Raw genomic sequence first — 25,814 nt, 5'->3', positions numbered from 1 at the left:
AACATGGAGCACACCATGAGGCACACACTCGCCTGCACATTGGCCCTGCTGTTGAGCGCACCCGCCAGCCAAGCCTACGAGCTGTACAACCACAACGGCAGCACCCTGAACGCCAACCTCGAAGCCCTGTTCGGCATCTTCCACAGCGACGAGAGCTTCAACCAGTTCGGCAACCGCCAGCCCGGCAGCAGCAACTGGCGCGAGGGCTACGTCAAGTACGGCCTCAGCGCCAGCCAGGCCATCGCCGACAGCGGCGCGCTCTACGGCGCGTTCAGCCTGCTCAGTTCCGCCACCTGGGGCGATGGCGACGCCGCCGGTTTCACCCAAGGCGACGAACGCCGCACCGCCGTCGAAGACCTGTACCTGGGCTGGCGCTCCGGCAGCCTGTTCCCGGCGCTGGGCGAAGACGGCATCGATATCTCCGGCGGCCGCCAGCTGGTCACCCTGGGCGATGGTTTCCTGATCCAGGGCGACCCGGTCAACGCCGGCAACGTCGACCTGGGCGCCAACTTCGACCGGGGCGGCGCCTATTACCTGGCCGCGCGCAAGGCCTTCGACCGCACCGCCGTGCTGCGCCTGGGCGGCAAGCAGGGCTGGCGCGGCGACCTGATGTGGCTCAAGTCCGACAACCACTTCCAGGCCGACAGCGCCATGGCCGTGGCCAACCTTGAGCATGTGGCCGACGCCGGCACCGTCGGCCTGAGCTGGATCCACGGCCTGGACGTGGACCGTCGCTACGCCGAGATTCTGGGCCTGGAGCACCGTGACGGCATGGACACGGTGAGCCTGCGCGGGCGCGGCAACCTGGGGGTGAAGGACCTGGAGCTGGCAGCGGAATATGTCACCCAGGACCGCACCGGCGGGCGTGAGGATGCGTGGTACCTGGAGGGCAACTGGACCTTCTCCGGCCTGCCCTGGTCACCCACTGCCACCTACCGCTACAGCCGTTTCTCGGAACACTTCGACCCGCTGTACTATGGCCTGAGCCGCGGCTATGGCACCTGGTTCCAGGGCGAAGTGGCGGCCAACTATGCCGGGCCGTTCAACAGCAACAGCCAAGTCCATCATGTGGCGCTCAAGGCCAAGCCCAGTGAGGGCCTGACCGTGGGCGCGCTGTATTTCGACTTTGACCCGCTGAGCACCGACAAGGGCAATCTCGGTGGGCGCGAGTTGGACCTGTATCTGGAATGGATGGTCAACGAGCACTGGCTGATCAGCCCGTTGGTGGGGTTCTACAAACCTGAGCGCAATGCCGACAACGGCGGGGTGCAACTGGGCAGCCGGGATACCGGGACCTATCTGCAGCTGGTGGTCGGGACCTTCTTCTGATTGCAGATCCTGGGGCTGCGCTGCAGCCCTTTCGCGGCACAAGGCCGCTCCTACAGGTGCTCGCGGTCCCCTGTAGGAGCGGCCTTGTGCCGCGAAAGGGCCGCGTAGCGGCCCCACAGTCTCAAGAACACCCCTGTTCCAACAGCCACCGCCGCACCATCATCTGCTGCTGTGCAGACCGATCGCGCAACAACGCCTGCAGCGACAGCCCAGCCCTTACTCCACGAACCACAGGCGCCAGCTCAACCCCTTGCAGGTGCCACACCCCCAACGGCTGGTCTGCCGTCACCACCACCTCGGCCTCCTCCACGAAGCCATCGCGCAACACCGGCCGACGCTCCACCGTCACCGCGCTCCAGGCGGCCTGCGCATGGATCGGCTGCGCATCCGGCCACGTGCGGCGCGCAGCCCAGAACGCGCCGGTCGCCCGCGACTGCTCCTGGGCATAAAAGTCCCGGCCAATGCGGGCAAAGCGCAGGAACAGCTGCTCGATACGTTCCTGATGAAAACGTTGCGCCAGAGCGGCGCACTCAGGGCGCTGCAACAAGGTGTTGATCACCACCGGCGCCTGCAACGCCGACGACAACGATTGGAAAATCCCATTGCCCGACAGCGGGTCCACCGCCATCGCCGCATCCCCCACCCGCAGCCAATCGTCGCCTGCGCAGCTGCCGGCCAGGATCGCCGTGCTGCTACGGGCATGCACCTGCGCGGGGGCGAAGGCCTGTTGATCGAAGATCGCCCGCACCTGCGCCGAACCACGTCGGCGTTCGGCGCAATACGCCGCCAGCTGCGCCTTGCCCGGCAGGCTGGCCGTACCTGCATCCAACGTGATTTGCCAGTAGCAACGGCCATCGGCCAGCCGCGCCATCCACGCCCAGCCATCGTCCAGGCTCTCCACGGCCGAGGCCGCTGGCCCTGGCGTGCCCTGCCAGAGGTTCAGCAGGCTGACGGTCTCCGGCCCGCGCAGACGCCCCTCGGCCAGCGGCGCCTGGCGGCCACGGGCCTCGACCAGAAAGTCGCCATGCACGACCTGGCCATCGTCCAGGCGCACCCGGTGGCCGCCATCGCGCAGCACCTCGCGCACCCGGCCTTCGATCAGCTCGACCCCGGCCCGGCGCAGGTCGTCACGCAACGCACGGTCGAAACGCTGGCGGTCGAGCAAGCACTCCTGGTTCAGGCGCAGTTGTTCAGCATTCCAGTGCACCTGCCGCTCAGCGGGGGTGGTGGCCTGCGCGAGTGCTGCGCCCAGCCCGGCATGCCGCAACCCGTCGAGCACGCGCTGGGAAACCCCTTCGATGGCGGCAAAGCGGCGCCAGTCGCTGACCACGGTCACGGCATAACCCAGGCGCCGCAGCCCCAGCGCCGTGGCGGCGCCGGCAGGGCCCGCACCGAGTACCACAATGCGCGCGTCAGCCATCGGCCTGGCCCTTGCGCTCCGGGCCTATGAACGCCGCGTGGTGCTTGAGCCAGTGGACCAACGCCAGGTGTTCCAGCTCGGGCCGCTTGCGCAATACGGCAGCGACCCGACCGCTGAACGCGCCACAGGCAAGGCTGGCACCCGCCCCGCCGGTGGTGCCGACATGCGCGCCGAAATCGGCCTGGGCGGTGCCCAGCCATGACCATTCACCCGGCGCGCAGCGGGCATCGCCCGTTACCCGAATCACCCCCGGGTAGCTTGCCGGATACACCGGTTCGCCCCGCGCCGGGCTTGCGGCACACAACAGCACACCGGCGGCCTGGGCTTCGGCACAGGCCTGGCGCAGCACCGGGCGGTCCTGGTGCAGGCCCAGGCTCAGGTTGATCACGCCGGCACCCTGCTCCACCAGCCACAGCAGCGCGGCAGCCACTTGCAGGGCGCTGGTGCTCCACTGACGGTCGAACACCTGGGCCAGCAGCAGCGGCATGGCACCGGCCTCACCGCGAATACGCTCGAGCACGGCGCTGCCATGGCCAAGGGCATCGGGCAGCGCTTCGCCTTCCTGCAACACGCCGTCCGCCAGCCAGAAGCGCCGGGCGTCGAGCAGCAGGGCGTCTTGCCCGGGCGAGCAGCCGCTGTCGATCAGGCCAACGCGCAGTTCACTGGTCATGCCCGGCCGGCTCCCTGATGCGCAGCAGGCCGTCGCTCAAGTGCAGGTGCACATCGGCATCGGCCAAGGTCGAGGCGCGGTGGCTGATCAGAATGCGCGTGCGCCCGGCGAACAGCTGGTCGATGGCGGCGATCACCTCGCGCTCGGTGGCTTCGTCCACCGCCGAGGTGGCCTCATCGAGCACCAGGATCGCCGGTTGCTGCAGCAGCGCCCGGGCGATGGCGATGCGTTGCTTCTGGCCACCGGACAGCTGCTGGCCACGCTCGCCGAGCATGCCGTCCAGGCCCAGCGGCAAGCTGCCGACCAGAGTGTCCAGGCGGGTCAGGCGCACCACGGTTTCGAGCTGTTCACGGGTCGCTTCGGGCGTGCTGTAGGCGAGGTTCTGCGCCAGGGTGCCACGGAACAGCACGATGTCCTGGCTGACCACCGCGATGCGCCGGCGCAAGGCCTGCAAATCGAGTTGGCGCAGGTCGATGCCATCGAGCAGGATGCGCCCGGCATCGGGATCGTAGAACCGCTGCAGCAGGTCGATCAGGGTCGATTTGCCGACGCCCGAGGCGCCGCTGATGGCAACCTTGAGCCCGCCAGGCAGGCTGGCGTCGACGCCGCGCAGCACGCCGCCCTGGCGCTCATCGTGGGCAAAATGCAACGCCTCCAGGCGCAATTCGCCGGGTCCGTCGGCGATGGGCTGCGGCGCTTCGGCTGGCTGGACCGCGACAGGCTCGCGCTTGAGCTCCATCACCCGCCCCAGGCTCACGGCCATGCGCTGCACCGCCACGTACAGCCCCAGCAGGCTCTGCACGGGCCCGACCGCCATGCCCAGGTAAGTGGAAAACGCGATCAGTGCGCCGAGCTGCCAGGTGCCTTGGATCACCCACCAGCCGCCGACCAGGAAGGCGCAGGCGCGGCACCACGAGGTCAGGGTGCCGGGCACCGCCTGGGTGAAGAATTCGGTGAGCTGCACCTTCAGCAGCTGGCTCATGTAGCCCTGCCCCAGGCCTTCCAGGCGCTCGGCCTCGCGGCGCTGCTGGCCGGCGGCCTGGATGAACTTCATCGCCGGCAGTGTTTCGACCAGGAACGACGACACGTCCGCCGAGCGCTCGCGCAGGCTGCGCACCTCGCGCTCCACCTTGCGCCGCATCCAGCGCAGCCACAGCACTTCCAGCGGGATGAGCAGCGCCAGCAGCAACGACAGTTGCCAGGACAACAGCAACATCAGGGCCAGCGCGCCGACCAGGCCGATCACCGCCGACACTGCCGAGAACAGCGAGTCCACGGCAAAGCGCTGGATCTCGGCGACGTCACCGTCCAGCCGCGAAAGGATATCGCCGGTGCGCCGCCGCCCGTAGAAGGTCGGCGACAGCTGCTGCAGATGCCGGTACAGGTCATCGCGCAGGGCGAACAGGATGCGCCCGGACAGCCGCGTGTGCAGGTAGCGGTTCACCCCCGCCAGCACGGTGCCGAGCAGGCCGGCGCCGATCATGATCGCGGCCATGTGCCAGAGGGTCTGGTAATCCTTGGCCAGCAGGCCCTCGTCGATCAGGGTCTTGACCAGCCAGGGTTGCGCCAGGGCCAGCAACGAAGCGCCCAGCGACAACCCCAGCAATACGCCGATGGCACGCCGCTGCGGGCGCACGAAACCGTACAGCCAGGCCAGGGCCTGGCGCATCAGCACCGGGTCACTCGATTCGATCAAGCGTGAGAACAGTCCGCCCATGGTTCAGCCGCGCAACTGTTTGAGTTTGCGGTACAGGGTGGCGCGGCTGATGCCCAGCGCCTCGGCCGCCGCCGAGACATTGCCCTGGTGGCGTGCCAGGGCGCCGCGGATCAGTTCCAGTTCGTTGTCGCGCAGGCTGCCGGAGGGCGTCGTGCCGCTGGCCAACTCGTCGAGCAGGCAGTCGGTGAGGTGGTCGAGGGTCAGCACCTGCTCGCCGTCCTCGCGCATGGCCAGGGCGGTGCGCAGCACCATTTCCAGCTGGCGGATGTTGCCTGGCCAGTCGAAGCCTTCGAGCAGGCCGGCCAGCGCCGGGTCGAGGCTCACGCCACGGGCGCCGAACTTGCCCAGCAGGGTTTCGATGATGCTGGCCAGGTCGTCGCGCTCACGCAGCGCCGGCAAACGCAGGGACACACCGTTGACTCGGTAGTACAGGTCTTCGCGGAATAGCTGCTCGCTGACCAGGCGCTTGAGGTCGCGGTGGGTGGCGCAGATCAACGCCACGTCGATTTCCTGCTCGTCACCCGCGCCCAACGGCGCCACCCGGCGTTCCTGCAGCACGCGCAAAAGACGCGCCTGCAGGGCCAGCGGCATGTCGCCGATCTCGTCGAGGAACAGCGTGCCGCCGTGGGCCTGCATCAGTCGCCCGACCATGCCGCCACGGCGCGAACCCGTGAAGGCGCCTTCGCGGTAACCGAACAGCTCGGACTCGATCAGCCCTTCGGGGATCGCCGCACAGTTGACCGCGATGAACGGCTTGTCGCCACGCGGGCTGGCCTGGTGCAGAGCCCGAGCGATGACTTCCTTGCCGGTGCCGGTTTCGCCCAGCAACAGCACCGGCAAGCCATTGGCCAGGCCTTGGCGGGCCATGCGCAGGCCACGGGCCAGGCGCGCATCACCGCCGGCCAGCGCTTCCAGGGCCTGGGCCCTGGCCGGTTCTGCGGGCTTGGCGTTCGCCGTGGCGCCGTTGAGCTTGGCGTGGCGCGGTAGCTGCACGGCGCGGAAGAAGAAATCCCCCTTGGCGGTTTGCACGCTGCTGACACCGCCTTGCCACAGGCGGGCGATGAAGGCTGGCGAGCGTTCGCCGAGCAAGTCGCTGCAGCGCCTGCCGAGCAGCGCTTGCCGGCTCAGCTGGAGCAATTGGCAGGCGTTGTCGTTGGCCGCCAGTACTTCGCCGTCCAGGCTCAGGGCCAGCAGCCCCTGCCAGGCACTGGCCAGGTATTGCGGGCGGCTGTGAAAAGCCAGCACCAGGTGCTCGGGGTGACACAGCCCGAACAGGCGGCTCTCGATGTTGCCGGCGGCGAGCATCAGCGCGGTGAGGCTGTCCTGGGGCTGGGCCATGACCCCTTCGCGGGTCACGTCGAGCACGCCGATCACCTCGCCGCGCGGGTCACGCAGCGGCACCGAGGTGCAGGAAAACGGGCTGAGGCGGTCGAGGTAGTGCTCGCCGCAGTTGATCAGGGTGGGCTGGCCTTCGACCACGGCCGTGCCGATGGCATTGGTGCCGCGTAGCGCTTCGCTCCAGCAACTGCCAGGGTGCAGGTCGCGCAGGCCTTCGCGTTCGAGCGCGTGTTTCTGGCCTTCGATGGCCAGCACGTTGGCCTGGGCGTCGCCGAGAATGACGATGCCGCTCTGGCCCTGGCGGCGCACCAGGTAGTCCAGCTCGGGGGTAACTGCGTCGATCAGCAGCCGGTTGTGCTCGAGCAGCGCGCGCAGGTCCAGGCCGTGGCGAATGCCCAGGCCTACCTGCTCGCCCTGCAGGCAGTCCAGGCCATGGCTCAGGCTGCGCCGCCAGGAGGCGTCGATTTCGTCGCGCAGCATCCCCGAGGGCAGTTCGCCCTCGTTGGCCAGCTTCAGGCGGACCAGGCGGGATTGCTGCAGTGGGTCATGGGCGTTTGTTGTGAGTGATTGTCGCGCCATTGCGTGCTCCAGCTGTGCCCCGGCAAGGCGGGGCATCGGGCATCGGAATTTTCGGCAGTGTGCGTCAGAATTCTTCGGCCGTCATCAGGGGGGCAGGCAAAAAGGGGTGTAGGGCGTAAGGTTTGCGGCGCTCTCAAGTGGGATTGCATGGGGGCCGCCAGGTGTAGGGCGATAGCTTTGCAGCGCTCGATCTCATAGGCGCTGCAAAAATACCGGCAAGTACCTGCAAGCCCTCACTCAATCCCCCGCGCCTAAAACGCCGCCTTGAAGATCGCCTCGATCTCCGCCTGGCTGGCCACCCGCGGATTGGTCAACCCACAGGCATCCTTCAGCGCATTGGCCGCCAACACCGGCACATCCTCAACCTTCGCCCCCAACTCGGCGAGCCCGGCCGGGATGCCGATCGCTACCGCCAGGTGCTCGATGGCAGAGATCGCCGCGCCGGCCCCCTGCTCCGCCTCCAGCCCGCAGACTTTCACGCCCATGGCCTTGGCCACGTCGCGCAGGCGCGCGGCGCTGGTCTTGGCATTGAAGCGTTGCACATGGGGCAGCAGCACGGCATTGCACACACCGTGGGGCAAGTCGTAGTAACCGCCCAACTGGTGCGCCATGGCATGCACATACCCCAGGGAGGCGTTGTTGAAGGCCATGCCGGCAAGGAACTGGGCGTAAGCCATGTTCTCCCGGGCCTGCAGGTCGCTGCCGTCGGCCACCGCCTGGCGCAGGTTGTCGCTGATCAGGCTGATGGCCTTGAGCGCGCAGGCGTCGGTGATCGGCGTGGCAGCAGTCGACACATAGGCTTCGATGGCGTGGGTCAGCGCGTCCATGCCAGTGGCGGCGGTCAGCGACTTGGGCATGCCGACCATCAGCGCCGGGTCGTTGACCGACAGGATAGGCGTGACGTTGCGGTCGACGATGGCCATTTTCACGTGGCGCGCCTCGTCGGTGATGATGCAGAAGCGGGTCATTTCGCTGGCGGTGCCGGCGGTGGTGTTGATGGCGATCAGCGGCAGTTGCGGCTTGCTCGAGCGGTCCACCCCTTCGTAGTCGCTGATATGTCCGCCGTTGGTGGCGCACAGCGCAATGCCCTTGGCGCAGTCATGGGGCGAACCACCACCGAGCGAGACCACGCAGTCGCAACGCTCGCGCTGCAGCACGGCCAGGCCGGCCTCGACATTGGCGATGCTCGGGTTGGGCTTGGCGCCATCGAACACCACCGAATCGATATCGCGCATGGCCAGCATTCCGGCGATGCGTTCGGCCACGCCTGCGCGGGCCAGGCCCTGGTCGGTCACGATCAACGCCTTGCGCAGGCCGTAGCCGGCGATGGCGGCCATGGCTTCGTCCAGGCAGTCGATGCCCATGATGTTCACGGCGGGGATGAAGAAGGTGCTGCTCATGGCCGGGTCCTCTCAAGCTGTCGGTAGGGCTTGAGCATCCGCCTGAAGCAGTGCCCGGGTGTTGATCCAGGGCAACGGGGGTGCGGGAACCGGCCTCAGCGGATCTGATGCTTGTGCAGCAGCCGATAGAAGGTCGGCCGGGAGATCCCCAGCACCTTGGCCGCGATGCTGAGGTTGTCGCTGTGCCGATTGAGTACATCGCACAGAGCCTGGCGCTCGGCGCGGTGCTTGTAGTCTTCCAGCGTGCCCAGCAGCGCTTCCTGTTCCACCTGGTCATGCAGGCCCAGGTCCGGGGCTTCGATCTGCCGCCCTTCGGCCAGCACCAGGCCACGGCGCACACGATTGGCCAGCTCACGCACGTTGCCCGGCCAGTCGTGGCGGCCCATGGCCGCCAGCGCGCTGTCGCTGAAGGAGCGCGGCCGACGGCCGGTCTCCAGGCTGTAGAAACGGGCGAAATGGCTGGCCAGCATCGACAGGTCGCCATGCCGGTCGCGCAGCGGTGCGGTCACCACCTGCAGCACGTTGAGCCGGTAATACAGGTCTTCGCGGAAACGGCCGAGGGCGATGGCCTTTTCCAGATCGACGTGGGTCGCCGCCAGTACCCGCACATCCACGGCGATCGGCTGCGTGCTGCCCACCCGTTCGATGTGCCGCTCCTGCAGAAAACGCAGCAGGTTGGCCTGCAGCTCCAACGGCAGGTCGCCGATCTCGTCGAGGAAAAGGGTGCCGCCATTGGCCGCCTCGATGCGCCCCACCTTGCGCTGGTGGGCGCCGGTGAATGCGCCCTTCTCGTGGCCGAACAGCTCGGACTGGATAAGGTGTTCGGGAATCGCCCCGCAGTTGATGGCGACGAACGGCTGGTCATGGCGCTGCGACAGGCGGTGCAGGGTGCGTGCCACCAGTTCCTTGCCGGTACCGCTCTCGCCACGGATCAGCACCGGTGATTCGGTGGGTGCAAGTTTGCCGAGCAGTTTGCGCAGTTCGCGGATCGGCCGGCTCTCGCCCAGCAGTTCGTGCTCGGGCTCGACCTCACCGTCGCGCACCGCGCCGCGGCCCCGCAGGCGCGCCATGCCGAAGGCCCGGCCAAGGGTGACCTGCACCCGCGACACGTCGAACGGCAAGGTGTGGAAGTCGAAGAACCATTCGCAGACGAAATCGCCGACATTCTGCATGCGCAGTTCCTCGGCGCTGAGCACGGCGATCCATTCGGTATTGCTGCGCTTGATCATGTCCTTGACCGCGTCGGGGTGACGCAGGTGCGAGGCCTGCAGGCGCAGCAGGCCGACATCGCAGGGGTGCTCCAGGGCGACGTCCAGGCTGCAACTGCGCACATCCCAGCCGACGCCGCGCAGGCCCGGCAACAATCGATGACAATCGTCGCAGGGGTCGACGATCAGCAAGCGACGTTGGGCGGCAGGCTCGAGCATGACCATTCCTTGGCGCCGGAATAGGGTTTTTTATCTATAAACAGTAAGTTGCGACGCCAAAAGTAACAGTAGCAATGAACTTGACAGCCCCCACTACCGTTGGTCAGCCCGATTCGGCCGTGTTTGAGCCGCTCGGGAATTTTCGTATTTTATTGACGTCACAGACGGCACGCAGAAATACCTTGCAATGCGTCCAGATAAAAAATTTCTTCGATTGTGTGACTCATCCCCTGATCTGGAGCATCAGTACGATTAACACCGCGCTGTAACCTGTACCGGAATAACACCGCGGAAACACTTTTCGCTGTTTGGGACCATAGAGAGACCGAACCCATGAACGCCCCGCTCCGTGTCAACGAAGCACTGCTGATTGCCGACCACGCCTTCGAACCCTTCCAGTGCGTCGCCTGGGATGCACCCAACGGTACCGGCGAACTGAGCCTGGCAGTGATCGACCGGACCAGCGCCCGCATCGGCGCCAAGCAAGTCTCTTCGCGGGTCTATTCGGACCCTGCGCAGTGGGCCAGCCTGATCGAGGAAGTGCGTGCCGAACTGTGCCAGAAAGGCTATGACCTGCAACCCTGGTCGATGCCTGAATAAGCAAACTGCGGCGATTCCTGTGCGTGTCCTGCACGCACAGGTGCAACTTTGAAGTTCCCCTCGCTACAACTTTCGTTCATGCGACATCCCGTCGCAGTTATTCCACTCAATTGACGGTATCGAACTGCTCGATATGCCGATAATCGGCATTAAGTTGTTCGGCAAGTTGCCGTGCGCGGCCCACACGTACCGCAGCCAATTCCATGTCCACCAGCAATGTACTGCACGGCAGCGGTTGCGCTGCTTGCCACCCCTGCAGCCGACCATCGGTCAGCAACAGGCAACGCTGCACCTCGTGGGGCAGCCGTTTGCCCCGCGCCAGCAACCAGTGCCGTGCCTCTTCCAGAGCCGCAAACAGCGGTGTGCCACCGCCGGCGCCCAGCTGCTGCAGCCAGGGCTGGAGCGCCTGCGAAGCCTTGAGCCCGTGGCGTTGCCACTGCGGTTTGCTGCCACTGGCGGTCAACAGCGCCAACCGCGCACGCTGCCGGTAGGCCTGGTCGAACACCCCGGCCAGCAGGCCCTTGGCCTGGGCCAGCGCCTGGTGCCGACGGGTGGAGGCCGAGGCATCGACGATCACCAGCCACAGTTCCGGCGCCTGGGCCTGGCGCTGCTGCCAGCACAGGTCGCGTCGCTGGCGGGGGCGGCCTTTTAGCAGGGTTGGCAACCAGGCGATGCGGCCATCTTCGGCTGCCCGGGCGCGGCCACGGGAAGCACCGTTCAACTGGCCGACGCGGGGTCTGGCATCTGCCGCCTGGGCGTCGCGGCGGCGGATGCTCAGGGCTTTTTTGCCCAGTTCGGTACCTCGCGCCGAGCACCGCTGGCCACCGGCTGAGGCCCCAAGGCGCCCCAATCACCCTGCCCCTGGGCCTGGCCCGGTGCCTGCGACTGCTCGGCGGCACCGGGCGGGGTGGCCTGTGCCTGCGCAGAGTCCTGCCGACGACGGTGACGCAGGGCAAATTCGGCGACGGCATCCACATCCTGCTCTTCGATGGCAGTGTGGCCACGCCAGGCCGCATGGGCGCGGGCGGCGCGCAGCCAGACCAGGTCGGCGCGCAGACCATCGACCCCGGCGGCGAAACAGCGTTCGGTAATCCAGGCCAGCGCCTGGTCGTCCAGGGCGATCGCCGCCAGGCGCTCGCGCGCGGCCCGGCAACGCTCGCGCAACGCCGTCTGGGCAATGGCCCACTGGGCGCAGAAGGCTTCAGGGTCGCTGTCGAACGCCAGGCGCCGGCGAATGATCTGCTGGCGCGCCTCGGGTGCCGGCAAGCCGTCGAGGGCGACGTTCAGGCCAAAGCGGTCGAGCAGTTGCGGGCGCAGCTCGCCCTCCTCCGGGTTCATGGTTCCGATCAGCACGAAGCGCGCGGCGTGGCGATGGGAAATGCCATCGCGCTCGATGCGGTTGGTGCCGCTGGCGGCCACATCCAGCAGCAAGTCCACCAACGGGTCGGGCAGCAGGTTGACCTCGTCCACATACAGCACGCCGCCATCGGCGTGAGCCAGCACGCCTGGGGCGAAACGCGCCTGGCCCTGGCCCAGCGCCGCGTCCAGGTCAAGGGTGCCGACCAGCCGCTCTTCGGTGGCGCCGAGCGGCAAGGTGACGAACGGCCCATCGCCCAGCAGGTCGGCCAGGCCTCGAGCCAGGGTGCTCTTGGCCATGCCGCGCGGGCCTTCGATCAGCACACCACCGATCTTCGGGTCGATGGCGGTCAGGCACAGGGCCAGCTTCAGTTCGTCGGCGCCCACCACGGCGGCCAGGGGGAATTGCACAGGTTCGTTCATGTTCAGCAGTCTTCCTCGCCTTCGAGCAACTGTTGCTCGAGGCTCTCGCGGTAGTCGCCCGGGTCCTGCCACAGGCCGCGCTGCTGGGCTTCCAGCAGGCGCTCGGTGAGGTCGCGCAGGGCTTCGGGGTTGTGCTCGCGCATGAAATCACGGGTCGCCGGGTCGAGCACGTAGGCGTCGGCCAGGCCTTGATAATGATGGTCGTCGATCAGCCCGGTGGTGGCGTCGAAGGCAAACAGGTTGTCGACCGTCGCCGCCAGCTCGAAGGCACCCTTATAGCCATGGCGCTTGGCGCCGTCGATCCACTTGGGGTTGAGTGCGCGGGCGCGGATCACCCGGTTGAGCTCTTCCTTCAAGGTACGGATACGCGGCCGGTCGGCTTGGCTGTGGTCGCCGTGGTAGCTGGCCCGGGTGGTGCCAGCCAGGGTCTCGGCGGCGGCCAGCATGCCGCCCTGGAACTGGTAGTAGTCGTTGGAATCGAGCAGGTCGTGCTCGTGGTTGTCCTGGTTCTGCAGCACCGCCTGCACCTGGCTCAGGCGCTGGGCGAAACGTGCGCGGGCCGGGGTGCCTTCGTCGCTGGCGCCGTAGGCGTAGCCGCCGTGGTTGAGGTAGACCTCGGCCAGGTCTTCCCGGCTGTGCCACAGGCGCCCGTCGATGGCGTTCTGCACCCCAGCGCCATAGGCGCCGGGCTTGGCGCCGAACACCCGCCAGCCGGCCTGGCGCGCCGCCAGCGCTTCATCCAGGCCGTCATCGAGCAGCGCCTGACGCTCGGCACGCACGCGGGCGGCCAGCGGGTTGAGGTCATCTGGTTCGTCCAGCGCGGCCACCGCCTGCACCGCCGCGTCGAACAGGCGGATCAGGTTACCGAAGGCATCGCGGAAGAAGCCCGAGACCCGCAGCGTGACATCGACCCGTGGGCGATCGAGCAGGCTCAGCGGCAAGATCTCGAAGTCGTCGACGCGCTGGCTGCCGGTTGCCCAAACCGGGCGCACGCCCATCAGCGCCATGGCCTGGGCAATGTCGTCGCCGCCGGTGCGCATGGTTGCCGTGCCCCACACCGACAGGCCCAACTGGCGCAGGTGGTCGCCGTGGTCCTGCAGGTGGCGCTCGAGAATCAGGTTGGCCGAGGCGAAGCCCAGGCGCCAGGCGGTGGCGGTGGGCAGGTTGCGCACATCGACGGTATAGAAATTGCGCCCGGTGGGCAGCACGTCCAGGCGACCACGGCTCGGTGCGCCGCTGGGCCCGGCGGGGACGAAACGCCCGGCCAGGGCCGCCAGCAGGCCGTCGATTTCGGCAGCGCCGCAGGCGTCCAGGTTGGGCGCGACCTGCTCGACCAGCGCTTGCAGCACCTCGCGAACCGGCTGCCACTCAACCTGCCCTTCAAGTGAGCAGTCGCCTTCCAGCGCCTGTTCGATCAAGGTCAACGCCAGCAGTTCGAGCCGTTCACGGGTATCCCCGGCCGTGCGCCACAGCGCCGCGTCCAGTTGCTGCAACAACGCCGGGCGCGGCCCTTGCCAGGCCTGGCCGAGGTCGCAATCGAGCGGGTCGAAACCCAGCCCCAGCGCGCGGGCCAGGGCGCGGATCAGGCTGGCATTGCCGCCCTTGCCGTCGCCGCGCTCCACCCGCAGCAGCGCCAGCAGCGTGTCGCTGCGCAAGCGGCCCTGGGGCGACTGGCCGAACACGTGCAGGCCATCGCGGATCTGCGATTCCTTGAGGTCGCACAGGTAGGTGTCCAGCCGCGGCAACCACACCGCCGCGTCGTCCAGCTGGCCTTCGAGCTGCAGGTCGCGGTCGATGTGGTTGGCCTTGAGCAGTTCGAGGATGTCGCGCTGCAGCTCTTGGGCACGGCGCGGGTCGAGCAACTGCGCTTCGTAGTATTCGTCGGCCAGCTGCTCCAGCTGGCGCAGTGGGCCATAGGTTTCGGCACGGGTCAGCGGCGGCATCAGGTGGTCGATGATCACCGCCTGGGTGCGCCGCTTGGCCTGGGCGCCCTCGCCCGGGTCGTTGACGATGAACGGGTAGATGTTCGGCAACGGGCCGAGCAAGGCGTCTGGCCAGCATTCATTTGACAGCCCGACGCCCTTGCCCGGCAGCCACTCCAGGTTGCCGTGCTTGCCGACGTGAATCAGCGCATCGGCGGCATAGCCGTTGCGCAGCCAGAAGTGGAACGCCAGATAGCCGTGAGGCGGCACCAGGTCGGGGTCGTGATACACCGCGCTGTGGTCGACCTGGTAGCCGCGCGCGGGCTGGATGCCGACGAAGGTCAGGCCGTAGCGCAGGCCGGCCACCATCAAACGCCCGCTGCGGTACATCGGGTCCTGTTCGGGCGGGCCCCAACGCTCCAGCACGGCGCGCTGGTTGGCCTCGGGCAATGCGGCAAAGGCGCTGTGGTAATCGGCCAGGCTCAGGCTCTGGGCGCAAGGGCGCTGGTCGAGGTGGTCGAGGTCGTTGGTCACCCCGCCGAGCAACTGGTGGATCAGTTCGGTGCCGCTGTCGGGCAGGCCGGCCACCGGGTAGCCCTGCCCCTGCAAGGCCTTGAGGATGTTGAGTGCGGCGCCGGGCGTGTCCAGGCCGACGCCATTGCCGATGCGCCCGTCGCGGGTCGGGTAGTTGGCCAGTACCAGCGCCACGCGCTTCTCCCGGTTGTCCAGGCGCGCCAGCTCGACCCAGCGCCGCGCCAGTTCGGCGACGAAGTCCATGCGTTCGGGGTGGGCCCGGTAGCAGACCACATCGGACTGGCTGCGCTCGCTGCGCCAGGCCAGGTCCTTGAAGCTCACGGGGCGGGTGATGATGCGCCCGTCCAGTTCCGGCAAGGCGATGTGCATGGCCAGGTCGCGTGCGCCCAGGCCCTGCTCGCTCTGCTCCCAGGCCGGTTGGTTGTCCTGGGCGCAGATCGCCTGCAGCACCGGTACATCGCGGCGCAACGGGCGCAGGTTGGGCTGTTCGGGGCTGGACAAGGCAAAGCCGGTGGTGTTGATCACCACTTCGGCCTGCACCTCATCGAGCCAGGCCTCGACCTGGTCGAGACAGGCGCGCTCCTTGAGGCTGGCCACGGCAATGGGCAGTGGGTTCAGGCCACAGGCTTGCAGCCGTTGGCAAAACACGTCGATGAAGCCGGTGTTGGCCGCCTGCAGGTGCGAGCGATAGAACAACAGCGGCGCCACCGGTTGCTCGGGGTGCCAGTCGGCATACCAATCCTGCAGCTCGGCGCTGGCCTTGGCCGGGTGGTAAACCGCAGTACGCGGCAACGGCTGCGGTTCAGCCCAGGCGTAGTCACGCCCCAACCACAGGCTGGCCAGGCAGTTGAACAGGCTGACCGCGTTGGCCTTGCCGCCCTGGCGCAGGTAGTGCCAGAGGCGTTCGGCCTGCTCGCCACGCACCGTGCCCAGATCGGTCAGCTCCGGGTCGGGGCGGTCATCGCCGGGCACCATGATCAGCTGCACGCCGCGCTGGCTGAGTTCCACCAACTGCTCGACGCCGTAGCGCCAGTAGCCGACGCCGCCGTGCAGCGACACCAGGATCACCTTGGCATGGCGCAGCACCTCGTCCACATACAGGTCGACCGAGGCGTGGTTCTGCACCTGCATGGGGTTGGCCAGGCGCACGCTGGGGAAGTCGTCCGGCAACTGCTCGGCGGTTTCGGCAAGCAGCGCCAGGTGCGAATCGCCGCTGCAGAGAATCACCAGCTCGGCGGGGGTCTGGCCGAGGTCGGCAATGCTGTCGTCCGGCACGAAGCCGCCGGGCTGGGTCCGCAGCAGGTGCATGGGTCAGGCGCCCAGGGCCTGGCGCAGGCGCGCTTCCAGCTGTACGGCATCAAGGTCCTGGCCGATCAGCACCAGGCGGGTGATGCGTGGCTCGTCACTGCGCCAGGCGCGGTCGAAGTGCTTGTCGAAGCGTGTGCCCACGCCCTGGATCAGCAGGCGCATCGGTTTGCCGGGGATGGCGGCGAAGCCCTTGGCGCGCAGGATGCCGAACTCGGTGACCAGTTGCGTCAGGGCGTCGAGCAGCAGGCTTTCGTCGGCCTCTGGCAGGTCGATGGAAATCGAGTCGAAGGCGTCATGGTCGTGATCGTCGTGGTCATCGCCGTCGTGATGCGAATCGTGGTGGGTACGACGGCCATCGATATGCGCCTCGGATTCGGCACCGACGCCCAGCAGCACTTCCAGCGGCAGGCGGCCACTGCTGGCCTCGATCACTTTCACCGCTGGCGGCAGTTCTTCGGCGACTTCGGCACGGACCTTGGCCAGGCCTTCGGCGTCGATCAGGTCGGCCTTGTTCAGCACCACCAGGTCGGCGCTGGCCAGCTGGTCGGCGAACAGTTCATGCAGCGGCGATTCGTGGTCCAGGTTGGGGTCGAGCTTGCGCTGGGCGTCTACCTGGTCCGGGTAGGCGGCGAAGGTGCCGGCGGCCACTGCCGGGCTGTCGACCACGGTGATGACCGCATCGACGGTGCAGGCGTTGCGGATTTCTGGCCACTGGAAGGCTTGCACCAGGGGCTTGGGCAGGGCCAGGCCGCTGGTTTCGATGAGGATGTGGTCAAGGTCGCCGCGGCGCGCCACCAGTTCGCGCATCACCGGGAAGAACTCTTCCTGCACGGTGCAGCACAGGCAGCCGTTGGCCAGCTCGTAGACGCGACCGTTGGCTTCTTCTTCCGTGCAGCCGATGCTGCACTGCTTGAGGATTTCGCCATCGATGCCCAGCTCGCCGAACTCGTTGACGATCACCGCGATGCGGCGGCCCTGGGCGTTGTCGAGCATGTGGCGCAGCAAGGTGGTCTTGCCCGAGCCGAGGAAGCCGGTGACGATGGTGACGGGGAGCTTGGCCAGTGTTTTCATGTCGCGATGCCCTTGGCAGCAATGGCGCGGGCATGCGGGACGACAGCCTCGGGCGTTGCCGGCCGGGCGCGTTCGCCACCGGATCACCCCGCCCGGTTGATAGTCGAAAACGTTGCGAGGCAGGTCTCCTGGCTTGCACGGTTCCGGCAGCGGTGCCGGTGGGATGGCGCCTTCCCGCGCGTGCGCAGTGGCTGTGCCGATCCTTTTGCGTGCTTACAGTTGCGGGGGCAGCCGCGGCTTGGACCGCGTTCCCGTCTTAGCTCCGGCCTGGGCCGGAGAACCTCGAAGCGGCAAGGCTACGCATCCGCCCGACACCGGTCAACCGCTGGGGCGATTGACGCAAGCCACGCCCCATGATTTGCTAGCGCACTGCGTTCAGGTGCCCCCACTGGGGGTGAAACGGGAAACCGGTGCGTCCAGCGTCTTTAATAGACAGCGGACAAGGCCGGTGCTGCCCCCGCAACGGTAAGCGAGTGAAGCGTCTTGACCACTGTGCCGGCTCAACAGGCATGGGAAGGTGACGCCGATAGCTGGAGCCCCGCTCCACCTCGCCAGCCCGGAGACCGGCCTGACACCACATCAACACCCCGCGGTGGGCGGGCGCTGTCGTATTCCCTGGGCTGTCCTGCCCGGGTGCGCCGCGCCTGCCCGTTGCCCCAATAAAAGCAGCAGAGGAACGCGTCATGCCGATTACCAGCACAAAACACAGCATCGCCACCCCCGCCACACTCAGCCAGCGAATGGTCATCGCCATCGGCGCCAGCCTGCTGGGCCTGTGCCTGGTCTACTTCGCCGGCTTCTCGCACATCGAGGCGGTGCACAACGCTGCCCACGACACCCGCCACAGCGCCGCCTTCCCCTGCCACTGAGTAGCCCCGCATGATTACCCGTATTGCCCGCACCGCGGGCTTCAGTGGGCTGCTCGCTGCCCTGCTGCTGACACTGCTGCAAAGCTTCTGGGTCGCCCCGCTGATTCTGCAGGCGGAGACCTATGAAAGCGCCGCCCCGGCCGCCGAGCACCATGAACATGGCGAAGCCGCCGCCCCCCACGAGCATGAGCACAGCGCCGAAGCCTGGGCGCCGGAAGACGGCTGGCAGCGCGTGCTGTCCACCACCGGTGGCAACCTGGTGGTAGCCGTCGGCTTTGCCCTGATCCTGGTCGCGCTGTATAGCCTGCGTGAACCGGGCCGGGTCAGCACCGGCGCGCTGTGGGGCCTGGCCGGCTTTGCGGTGTTCTGCCTGGCGCCGACCCTGGGCCTGCCGCCAGAGCTGCCCGGCACCGCCGCTGCCGACCTGGGCCAACGCCAGACCTGGTGGATCGGCACCGCCGCCGCCACCGCCGCAGGCCTGGCATTGCTGGTGTTCGGTGGCCACTGGCTGTTGAAGTTACTCGGCGCAGCGCTGCTGGTTGTGCCTCACGTGATCGGCGCGCCACAGCCAGCGGTGCATGAAAGCCTGGCACCCGAGGCACTGGAAACCCAGTTCAAGATCGCGTCCTGGCTGACCAATGCCGCCTTCTGGGTAGCCCTGGGCCTGCTCAGCGCCTGGCTGTACCGTCGCTCCAGCCAAGCCTGATGCTGGAATCTGCAAAGCCGCCGGCGCTGTACGCCGGCTTCGGGTGCCGCCGGGGTTGCCCGGTGGAGACCCTGGCGGTTCTGCTGCGCCAGACCCTGACCGAGCATGCCCTGCCGCTCAGCGCGCTGCGCGGCATCGCCAGCATCGCGCCAAAGGCGCGCGAGCCAGGCCTGCTGGCCCTGGCCGAGCGCCTCGGGCTGCCGTTCATCTGTTTCGATGCAGGGCAGTTGCTCGGCTTCGAGCCGCTGCTCAGCCAGCGCTCGGCCATCGCGTTCGCCCAGACCGGCTGCTGGGGTGTGGCCGAAAGCACCGCATTGGCCCTGGCTGGCCGCGAATCGCAGCAGCCTGGCCTGCGCGTAACGCGCCAGCGACTCGGCGGCGCTACCCTGGCGCTGGCCATCGGCGGATAATCCGCCCCTTTACCTGCAAGGACTCCCCATGACGGTCTACTTCATCGGCGCCGGCCCCGGCGATCCGGAACTGATCACGGTCAAGGGCCAGCGTTTGATCCGCCAGTGCCCGGTGATCATCTATGCCGGCTCCCTGGTCCCCGCTGCCGTGCTCGAAGGGCACTGTGCCGAGACGGTGATCAACAGTGCCGAGCTGCACCTGCAGCAGATCGTCGAGGCCATGCACCAGGCCCACCGCAACGGCCAGGACGTGGCCCGGGTACACAGCGGCGACCCCAGCCTGTATGGTGCCATCGGCGAGCAGATCCGCCACCTGCGCGAACTGGGCATCGACTACCAGATCATCCCCGGCGTAACGGCCACCGCCGCCAGCGCCGCGCTGCTGGGTTGCGAGCTGACCCTGCCACAGGTGTCGCAGACAGTGATCCTGACCCGTTACGGCGACAGCTCACCGATGCCGGCCGGCGAACAACTGGCCGACCTGGCCCGCCATGGCAGCACCCTGGCGATCCACCTGGGCATCAAGAACCTGGCGCGGATCGTCGAGGAACTCCTGCCCCATTACGGCGCCGACTGCCCGATCGCCGTGGTCCATCGCGCCACCTGGCCCGATCAGGACTGGGCCAGGGGCACCCTGGCGGACATCGTCGAGCACGTGGCCAGCAAGGGCTTCCGGCGCACCGCGCTGATCCTGGTCGGCCATGTACTGGGCGATGCGCCGTTCGCCGAGTCGGCGCTGTACCGCGCCGGCCACGCCCACCTGTACCGCCCGGGCAACTGAGGCGATTGCCGCCAGGCGTGGCGACGGCGCACACTGCCCTTCCCGTTTACGGAGCCACGCCCATGCTCGAACTACGCCCCAACTGCGAGTGCTGCAACAGCGACCTGCCGGGCGACAGCCCGGACGCCTTGATCTGCTCGTTCGAATGCACCTTCTGTCGCAGCTGCAATGACCAGCACTTGCACGGCCGCTGCCCCAACTGTGGCGGCCCGCTGCTCAGCCGCCCACCCCGGGTGGGCCAGGCCCTGAAGAACAACCCCGCCTCCAGCGAGCGCATCCTCAAAGCCCATCCCGCCTGCAGCTGACCCGCCTGCCTCAATGCCTGTCCGGGGCGCTCCCGCGCCCCTTTTGTAGTCCTTTTCTACAATTGCTTGTTGTCTTTTCAACGCGCCTATACTCGCCTATTACCAAGGCTTCGGAATCACCGTAATGTGCGCGCTGCCCAATTGATCCGAAGGCGTGAGCCCGATGGAAGACAGGACATGGGCTCAATCCGACAGGAGCTTCACATGACATCCGTGCTGTTGGTCGATGACCATCACATTGTTCGCCTTGCTGTACGCATGCTGCTCGAGGGGGAGCGCTTCACCGTGGTCGGTGAAACCGGTAAAGGCAAGGATGCCGCACGCCTGGCCGAGCAGACCAAGGCGGATGTGGTCATCCTCGATATCGGCCTGCCCGACCTCGATGGCATGGAAGTGATCAAACGCCTCAAGCTGCTCAACCCCTCCCCCAGGATCATGGCGCTGACCGGCCAGCCGGCCGACCTGTACGTACGCCGATGCATGGACGCCGGCATCTCGGCCTTCGTCAACAAGGACGAGGACCTCGACGCCCTGGTCTTCGCCCTCAAGGCACTGGTGAAAGGCTACTCGACCTTTCCGCAGATGGCGGTCAACAGCAACACCCTGGAAAGCGAGGGCGAACGACTGGGCAGCCTGTCAAACCGTGAAATGGAAGTGCTGCGCCGCCTCTGTGCGGGGCAGAGCAACAAGCTGATCGGCGAGCAGATGCACCTCAGCGCCAAGACCATCAGTACCTACCGCGGCCGGATCATGGAGAAGCTGAAGGTCGAATCACTGGTGGAAATGGTCGACCTGGCCAAACGCAACAACGCGGGCTGAAGCATGAGCAGGGGCACACTGCTGTGCCTGGTGCTGACCTTGCTGGTGCCCTTGCAGGGACTGTCCCAGGCCGCCAGCGAGGACCGTCACCTGCTGGCCCGTGCCCAGAGCGCCACTGCGCCGCTGCGCCTTGACGACAACGATCGGCAATGGCTGCGCGAACGCCGGGTACTGACCTTGGGCGGCTCGCGCCCCGACTACCCGCCTTTCGATATCAACACCAGCCAGGACGACTACGAGGGCCTGAGCGCCGACTACGCCGGCCTGATCGCCGAGCAGTTGGGCATACCCATCAAGGTCCGGCGCTACCCTACCCGCACGCAGGCCATCGCCGCCCTGCACCGGGGCGAGATCGACCTGCTCGGCACCTCAAACGCTTTCGAAGCGGCCGACGCCGAACTCGCCCTGAGTCTGCCCTATGCCGATGACCTGCCGGTACTCGTCAGCCGACAGGGCGGTGCTTTGCTGGAGGGCAGCGACCTGGCCGGCCAGCGCCTGGCCCTGGTCGATCACTACCTGCCCCTGCAAGCCGTCCGGCAGCTCTACCCCAACGCCCAGATAACCCTGTACCGCTCTACCCTGGCCGGGGTCGCGGCGGTCGCGCTGGGCCAGGCAGATGCTTACCTGGGCGACGCCATCAGCAGCGACTACGTGATCAGCAGAAGCTACCAGGGTGCAGTCAAGGTCGATCACTTCGTCAAACTGCCGGCCGGCACTTTCGCCTTTGCCCTGGACCGCGACAACCAGCGCCTGCGCACACTGATCGACCAGGCCTTGGCGCGCATCGCCGACAGTGAACGGCTGAACATCCTGCGCCGCTGGACCAGCGGCAGCACCAGTATCCTGCTCGATCGCCGGCTGGACGCCCTGACCGCCGAAGAGCGCGCCTGGATCACTCAGCACCGCACGGTGAAGGTGATGATCAATACCGCCCTCGCACCGCTGACATTCACCGACAGCCAGCAGCAACCCCGCGGCCTGACCATGGACGTACTGGAGCAAATCAGCCTGCGCACCGGCCTGCGTTTCGAGGTGGTCGGGGCACAGTCGTTCGGCGAGATGGTCGATGCCGCGATTCAGGGCAAGGTCGACATGCTCGGCGCCATTGGCTATGACCCGCGGCTGGCCACCCGCTTGCGTTACAGCCGCCCCTACCTGGCCTCCCCGCAGGTGCTGGTGATGCGCGCCAGCTCACCGCCATTGGACCCGGCACTGCCGCTGAGCGACCAGCGGGTAGCACTGTTGCGCGGCTCGCCGCTGCTCGACGGGCTACTGCAGCAGGCACCTCGAGTGCGCCCGGTCGAGGTGGACAATCCACTGCAACTGATGGAGGCAGTGCTCAAACGTGATGCCGATGTCGCGCTCAGCCCCTATATCAACGCCAGCTACTTCATCAGCCAGGTGTTCAAGGGCGACCTGCGGGTCGCTGCGCAACTGGGTGATGAGCCCGCGCTCGCGGCCTTCGCCGTCGACCCTGCGCAACCCCAGCTGCAGGCCATCCTCGACAAGGCGTTGTTGAGCATTGCGCCCGACGAGCTTGAGCAACTGGTCAATCGCTGGCGTACCAGCGCGGTGGTCAGCGACAGCCCGTGGCGCAACTACCGGACCCTGGCACTCCAGGTGCTGGTGCTGGCCAGCGTGCTGCTGGCGGGCGTGGTGTTCTGGAACAGCTACCTGCGCAAACTCATCCATCAGCGCACCGAGGCCCAGCATGCGCTGCAGGATCAACTGCAGCTCAGCCGCGGGCTGTTGGAGCAGTTGCGCCAGGCCAAAGAGGACGCCGAACAGGCCAACCAAGCCAAAAGCACGTTTCTCGCAGTCATGAGCCATGAAATCCGCACGCCGATGAACGCGGTTATCGGCTTGCTCGAACTGGCCCTGGAGGACAGCCGTCATGGCCGCATCGATGGCCAGGCGCTGGAAACCGCCCATGGCTCGGCGACCGGACTGCTTGAGCTGATTGGCGACATTCTCGATATTTCACGCATCGAAGCCGGGCACATGACCCTGCAACCGGTGGCCATCGAACTGGTTGGCCTGGTGCGCGCCACACTGCGGGTATTCGAGGGCAATGCGCGAGCCAAGGGCATTCACCTGCGTGCCGCGCTGCCCACGGAGCACTGCTGGGTGCTGGGTGACCCACTTCGACTCAAGCAGGTGCTGTCCAACCTGTTGAGCAACGCGATCAAGTTCACTGAGGAGGGACGGATAGACGTTGCACTGGAGGTGGCTGCGCACGGCGAGCAATCGATGGGCGTCCTGCTGCAGGTGAAGGATAGCGGCGTGGGTATCAGCAGCGCCGACCAGGCGCGACTGTTCAACACCTTTGCCCAGATGGACGGACGCCAGGCCCGTCAAGGCGCAGGGCTAGGCCTGGTGATCTGCCGCGACCTGTGCGAGCTGATGGGCGGCACCCTGACCCTGCAAAGCCTCGAGGGGCTGGGCACCCAGGTGGATGTCCACCTCGATCTTCCGATCACCGGTGCGTCCGTGGGCCAATCAACCAAGACTCCTGAGCCCCCTGCCAACAGCCCCTCATTGAGGGTGCTGGTGGTCGATGATTACCCTGCCAACCTGTTGCTGCTCGACAAACAGCTGCGCACGCTAGGCCATAAGGTAGTGCTCGCCGAACAGGGCCAGGACGCGTTGGCATTGTGGCGAAAGCACCCTTTCGATGTGCTGATCACCGATTGCAACATGCCGATCATGGACGGGCACGAACTGACCCGAAACATCCGCGCGCTGGAACGCGACGAGGGCCTGCCTGCCTGCGTGATCATCGGCGTCACCGCCAATGCCCAGGCGCAAGAACGTCAACGCTGCCTGGACGATGGCATGGACGAGTGCCTGTTCAAGCCCATTGGCCTGCAAGCCCTGCGCACAGCCCTGGCGTCGGCGAGCGTGCTCCCGGCGGCGGCTGTCGCCACGGTTGCTGCGCAGTTGCCTGGCCACAGCGGTTTTGCGCTGGAGCAATTGCGCCACCTCACCCAGGATGACGAGCAACTGACTTTGCGCCTGCTGCAGCAACTGGCCGAGAGCACTCGAGAAGACCTGCAAGCACTGCACGAGCTGGGAGCCTCACCGCCACCTGACGCGCTTGCCATGGCGGTGCACCGTATCAAGGGCGGCGCCAAGATGCTCAAGGTGCGGGGCGTGGTGAAGGACTGCAAGGCCATTGAGCGGGCCATGGTCCTGGGCCAGCCAACCGAGCAATTGCTTGCCCGCCTGCTGGCCAGCCTGCAGAGCCTGGAGCAAGAGCTGCGCCAGGGTATCAATGCAATTGAAGGGTCGAACTGATCTGGCTGATCGCGTCCACCACGTGCCGTGAGCCCTGCTGGATTTCCATGATCACCGTACCCGCTTCATTGGCCAGCTCCACCCCCAGCCCGGTGCGGGTCAGGCTCGACTGCATGCTGGCCACGGCATTCAATGACAGGTCATGGTTCTGCCGCACCACTTCGACGATCTCCAGCGTTGCCTTGCTGGTGCGCGCGGCCAGGCTGCGCACTTCATCGGCGACCACGGCAAAGCCACGCCCGTGCTCGCCAGCCCGGGCGGCTTCGATCGCTGCGTTGAGTGCCAGCAGGTTGGTCTGGTCGGCAATGCCGCGAATGGTCAGGACGATCTGGCCGATCAGCTCGGACTGCTTGCTCACCGCATCGAGGTTGAGTGCGGCCTGGTTGAGCTCGGCGGAAATCTGCTCGATCACCTCGACCGTCTGCTGCACCACCTGGGTGCCCTTGCGCGCGCAGGCGTCGGTTTGTACCGAGCTTGCGTGGGCGGCATCGGCAGCGGTCTGTTGGGTACTGACCTGGCTGGTGATGTCACTGGCGAACTTCACTACTTTGGTCAATCGCCCCTTGTTGTCGAAGATCGGGTTGTATGAGGCCTCCAGGTATACGGTCTGGCCTTGCTTGTTGACGCGTTCGAAGCGGTGCGAGTGGTATTCGCCGCGGTTAAGCGAAGCCCAGAACTCGCGGTACTGGGCCGATTCACGTTCGTGGGCCAGGCAAAACAGCCCGTGGTGGCGGCCCACCACTTCTTCCAGGCGATACCCCATGGTGTCGAGGAAGTTCTGGTTGGCCTTGATCACCCTGCCGGCCGGTGTGAACTCGACCACCGCCATGGAGCGGCCGATGGCCTTGAGCAGGCTCTCGCTCTCGTGTTCCTCGATCACATGGCGGGTGATGTCGGATGCCACCTTTATGACGCTTGTGACCTGTTGGCGCTCGTCGATCACCGGCATGTAGCTGGCTTCGAGCCAGACTTCGCGGCCGGCCTTGTCCAGCCGTTCGAAAGTGCCGCTGATGGCCTTGCCCTGCCCCAGTTCACGCCACAGTTGCTGGTACTCGGCGCTTTTGGCGTAGGTGGGGTCACAGAAGATGCGGTGGTGCTTGCCGCGGATCTCGTCGGCGCTGTAGCCCATGGTCGTGCAGAAATGGTCGTTGGCCTCGAGGATGGTGCCATCGGGGGCGAACTCGATCATGGCCATGGAGCGGCTGATGGCGGCGAGCTTCGCTTCCATGGCTGCCAGGGCCTGGCGGCAGCGCTGGATTTCGACCAGGTCGGACTTGCGGTGGTACTCGAACATGCGCTGGGACTCCTGTGCCCCTCGGGATGTCCTGAGCATAGATGGGCGTTATCGGCGTGCAAGCGCTTTGATATCACTTTTGGATTAGGTATTTGAGCCGTTGGTCGGGTTCGGGTTCGGGTTCGGGTTCGGGTTCGGGTTCGGGTTCGGGTTCGGGTTCGGGTTCGGGTTCGGGTTCGGGTTCGGGTTCGGGTTCGGGTTCGGGTTCGGGTTCGGGACTCAGTGTGTTTGTTTTGATA

General features: G+C 66.8%; 19 protein-coding genes, 2 pseudogenes and 2 riboswitches. Of the genes and pseudogenes, 9 read left to right on the top strand and 12 right to left on the bottom strand.

Features of this window, described 5'->3' with window-relative positions; translation table 11 throughout:
* Nucleotides 1-15: 15 nt before the first annotated feature.
* Entirely contained in the window at nucleotides 16-1,329 is a 1,314-nt protein-coding gene (locus DM373_RS15900; RefSeq protein ID WP_110994488.1) for an alginate export family protein, read from the top strand.
* Nucleotides 1,330-1,450: 121 nt separating this feature from the next.
* Here the strand turns inward: DM373_RS15900 and qhpG are convergent, their stop codons facing one another.
* The 6 genes from qhpG to DM373_RS15870 form a co-directional block, all read right to left on the bottom strand.
* Complete coding sequence (gene qhpG, locus DM373_RS15895) at nucleotides 1,451-2,749, bottom strand: flavin-dependent monooxygenase QhpG (RefSeq protein WP_110994487.1); 1,299 nt, start codon at nucleotides 2,747-2,749, stop codon at nucleotides 1,451-1,453.
* Complete coding sequence (qhpE, locus tag DM373_RS15890; protein WP_110994486.1) at nucleotides 2,742-3,419, bottom strand: subtilisin-like serine protease QhpE; 678 nt, start codon at nucleotides 3,417-3,419, stop codon at nucleotides 2,742-2,744. Before qhpE ends, qhpG begins: the two co-directional genes overlap by 8 nt.
* On the bottom strand, nucleotides 3,409-5,136 hold the full coding sequence (locus tag DM373_RS15885; RefSeq protein ID WP_110994485.1) for an ABC transporter ATP-binding protein: 1,728 nt from the start codon (nucleotides 5,134-5,136) through the stop codon (nucleotides 3,409-3,411). The genes qhpE and DM373_RS15885 overlap by 11 nt, the downstream gene beginning before the upstream one ends.
* 3 nt (nucleotides 5,137-5,139) lie before the next feature.
* Nucleotides 5,140-7,053, bottom strand: a complete 1,914-nt coding sequence (locus DM373_RS15880; RefSeq protein ID WP_110994484.1) for a sigma-54-dependent Fis family transcriptional regulator — start codon at nucleotides 7,051-7,053, stop codon at nucleotides 5,140-5,142.
* A 251-nt stretch (nucleotides 7,054-7,304) separates the two neighbouring features.
* Nucleotides 7,305-8,453 carry an L-threonine dehydrogenase gene (yiaY, locus tag DM373_RS15875; protein WP_110994483.1) on the bottom strand — a complete coding sequence of 383 codons (1,149 nt, stop codon included), beginning with the start codon at nucleotides 8,451-8,453 and terminating at the stop codon, nucleotides 7,305-7,307.
* Nucleotides 8,454-8,548: 95 nt separating this feature from the next.
* Nucleotides 8,549-9,880 (bottom strand): sigma-54 dependent transcriptional regulator, encoded by a 1,332-nt coding sequence (locus DM373_RS15870; RefSeq protein WP_110994482.1) that lies wholly within the window; start codon nucleotides 9,878-9,880, stop codon nucleotides 8,549-8,551.
* A gap of 333 nt (nucleotides 9,881-10,213) precedes the next feature.
* On the opposite strand from DM373_RS15870, the gene DM373_RS15865 reads away from it, so the two are divergent.
* Nucleotides 10,214-10,480, top strand: coding sequence for a hypothetical protein (locus DM373_RS15865; protein ID WP_110994481.1), 267 nt, complete (start codon nucleotides 10,214-10,216; stop codon nucleotides 10,478-10,480).
* A 106-nt stretch (nucleotides 10,481-10,586) separates the two neighbouring features.
* Here the strand turns inward: DM373_RS15865 and DM373_RS15860 are convergent, their stop codons facing one another.
* From DM373_RS15860 to cobW, 4 genes are read right to left on the bottom strand one after another with little or no spacing between them, the layout of a single operon-like run.
* Nucleotides 10,587-11,201: a vWA domain-containing protein gene (locus DM373_RS15860; protein WP_244215080.1), complete on the bottom strand. Its 615-nt coding sequence runs from the start codon at nucleotides 11,199-11,201 to the stop codon at nucleotides 10,587-10,589.
* A gap of 53 nt (nucleotides 11,202-11,254) precedes the next feature.
* Nucleotides 11,255-12,259 carry a magnesium chelatase ATPase subunit I gene (locus DM373_RS15855; protein ID WP_110994480.1) on the bottom strand — a complete coding sequence of 335 codons (1,005 nt, stop codon included), beginning with the start codon at nucleotides 12,257-12,259 and terminating at the stop codon, nucleotides 11,255-11,257.
* A gap of 2 nt (nucleotides 12,260-12,261) precedes the next feature.
* Nucleotides 12,262-16,023 (bottom strand): cobaltochelatase subunit CobN, encoded by a 3,762-nt coding sequence (gene cobN, locus DM373_RS15850; RefSeq protein ID WP_110994479.1) that lies wholly within the window; start codon nucleotides 16,021-16,023, stop codon nucleotides 12,262-12,264.
* 3 nt (nucleotides 16,024-16,026) lie between these two features.
* Entirely contained in the window at nucleotides 16,027-17,094 is a 1,068-nt protein-coding gene (cobW, locus tag DM373_RS15845) for a cobalamin biosynthesis protein CobW (RefSeq protein ID WP_110994478.1), read from the bottom strand.
* Between the two features lie 101 nt (nucleotides 17,095-17,195).
* A riboswitch (cobalamin riboswitch) is annotated at nucleotides 17,196-17,394 on the bottom strand.
* Nucleotides 17,395-17,454: 60 nt separating this feature from the next.
* Nucleotides 17,455-17,680: riboswitch (cobalamin riboswitch) on the top strand.
* Nucleotides 17,681-17,777: 97 nt separating this feature from the next.
* Here cobW and DM373_RS15840 point away from each other — a divergent pair.
* From DM373_RS15840 to DM373_RS15810, 7 genes are all read left to right on the top strand, one after another.
* Nucleotides 17,778-17,963, top strand: coding sequence for a CbtB domain-containing protein (locus DM373_RS15840; protein ID WP_110994477.1), 186 nt, complete (start codon nucleotides 17,778-17,780; stop codon nucleotides 17,961-17,963).
* A gap of 10 nt (nucleotides 17,964-17,973) precedes the next feature.
* Nucleotides 17,974-18,669 carry a CbtA family protein gene (locus DM373_RS15835; protein ID WP_110994476.1) on the top strand — a complete coding sequence of 232 codons (696 nt, stop codon included), beginning with the start codon at nucleotides 17,974-17,976 and terminating at the stop codon, nucleotides 18,667-18,669.
* Nucleotides 18,669-19,079, top strand: a complete 411-nt coding sequence (locus DM373_RS15830; protein ID WP_110994475.1) for a cobalamin biosynthesis protein — start codon at nucleotides 18,669-18,671, stop codon at nucleotides 19,077-19,079. Before DM373_RS15835 ends, DM373_RS15830 begins: the two co-directional genes overlap by 1 nt.
* A 28-nt stretch (nucleotides 19,080-19,107) precedes the next feature.
* Entirely contained in the window at nucleotides 19,108-19,860 is a 753-nt protein-coding gene (cobM, locus tag DM373_RS15825) for a precorrin-4 C(11)-methyltransferase (RefSeq protein WP_110994474.1), read from the top strand.
* 62 nt (nucleotides 19,861-19,922) lie between these two features.
* Complete coding sequence (locus DM373_RS15820) at nucleotides 19,923-20,165, top strand: DUF1272 domain-containing protein (RefSeq protein WP_110994473.1); 243 nt, start codon at nucleotides 19,923-19,925, stop codon at nucleotides 20,163-20,165.
* A 204-nt stretch (nucleotides 20,166-20,369) separates the two neighbouring features.
* A complete protein-coding gene (locus tag DM373_RS15815) occupies nucleotides 20,370-20,984 on the top strand; it encodes a response regulator transcription factor (protein WP_110994472.1) in 615 nt (204 codons plus the stop codon).
* A gap of 3 nt (nucleotides 20,985-20,987) precedes the next feature.
* Nucleotides 20,988-24,281 carry a transporter substrate-binding domain-containing protein gene (locus DM373_RS15810; protein ID WP_110994471.1) on the top strand — a complete coding sequence of 1,098 codons (3,294 nt, stop codon included), beginning with the start codon at nucleotides 20,988-20,990 and terminating at the stop codon, nucleotides 24,279-24,281.
* On the opposite strand, the pseudogene DM373_RS29695 reads toward DM373_RS15810, so the two are convergent.
* Nucleotides 24,256-24,690, bottom strand: a pseudogene (locus DM373_RS29695) (methyl-accepting chemotaxis protein); the annotation flags it as partial. The gene DM373_RS15810 and the pseudogene DM373_RS29695 overlap by 26 nt on opposite strands.
* A 102-nt stretch (nucleotides 24,691-24,792) precedes the next feature.
* Nucleotides 24,793-25,509: pseudogene (locus DM373_RS29690) on the bottom strand (PAS domain-containing protein); the annotation flags it as partial.
* Nucleotides 25,510-25,814 lie beyond the last annotated feature (305 nt).

Source organism: Pseudomonas sichuanensis, from assembly GCF_003231305.1.
GTDB lineage: Bacteria > Pseudomonadota > Gammaproteobacteria > Pseudomonadales > Pseudomonadaceae > Aquipseudomonas > Aquipseudomonas sichuanensis.
This window is presented reverse-complemented; position numbering and strand designations above follow the sequence as displayed.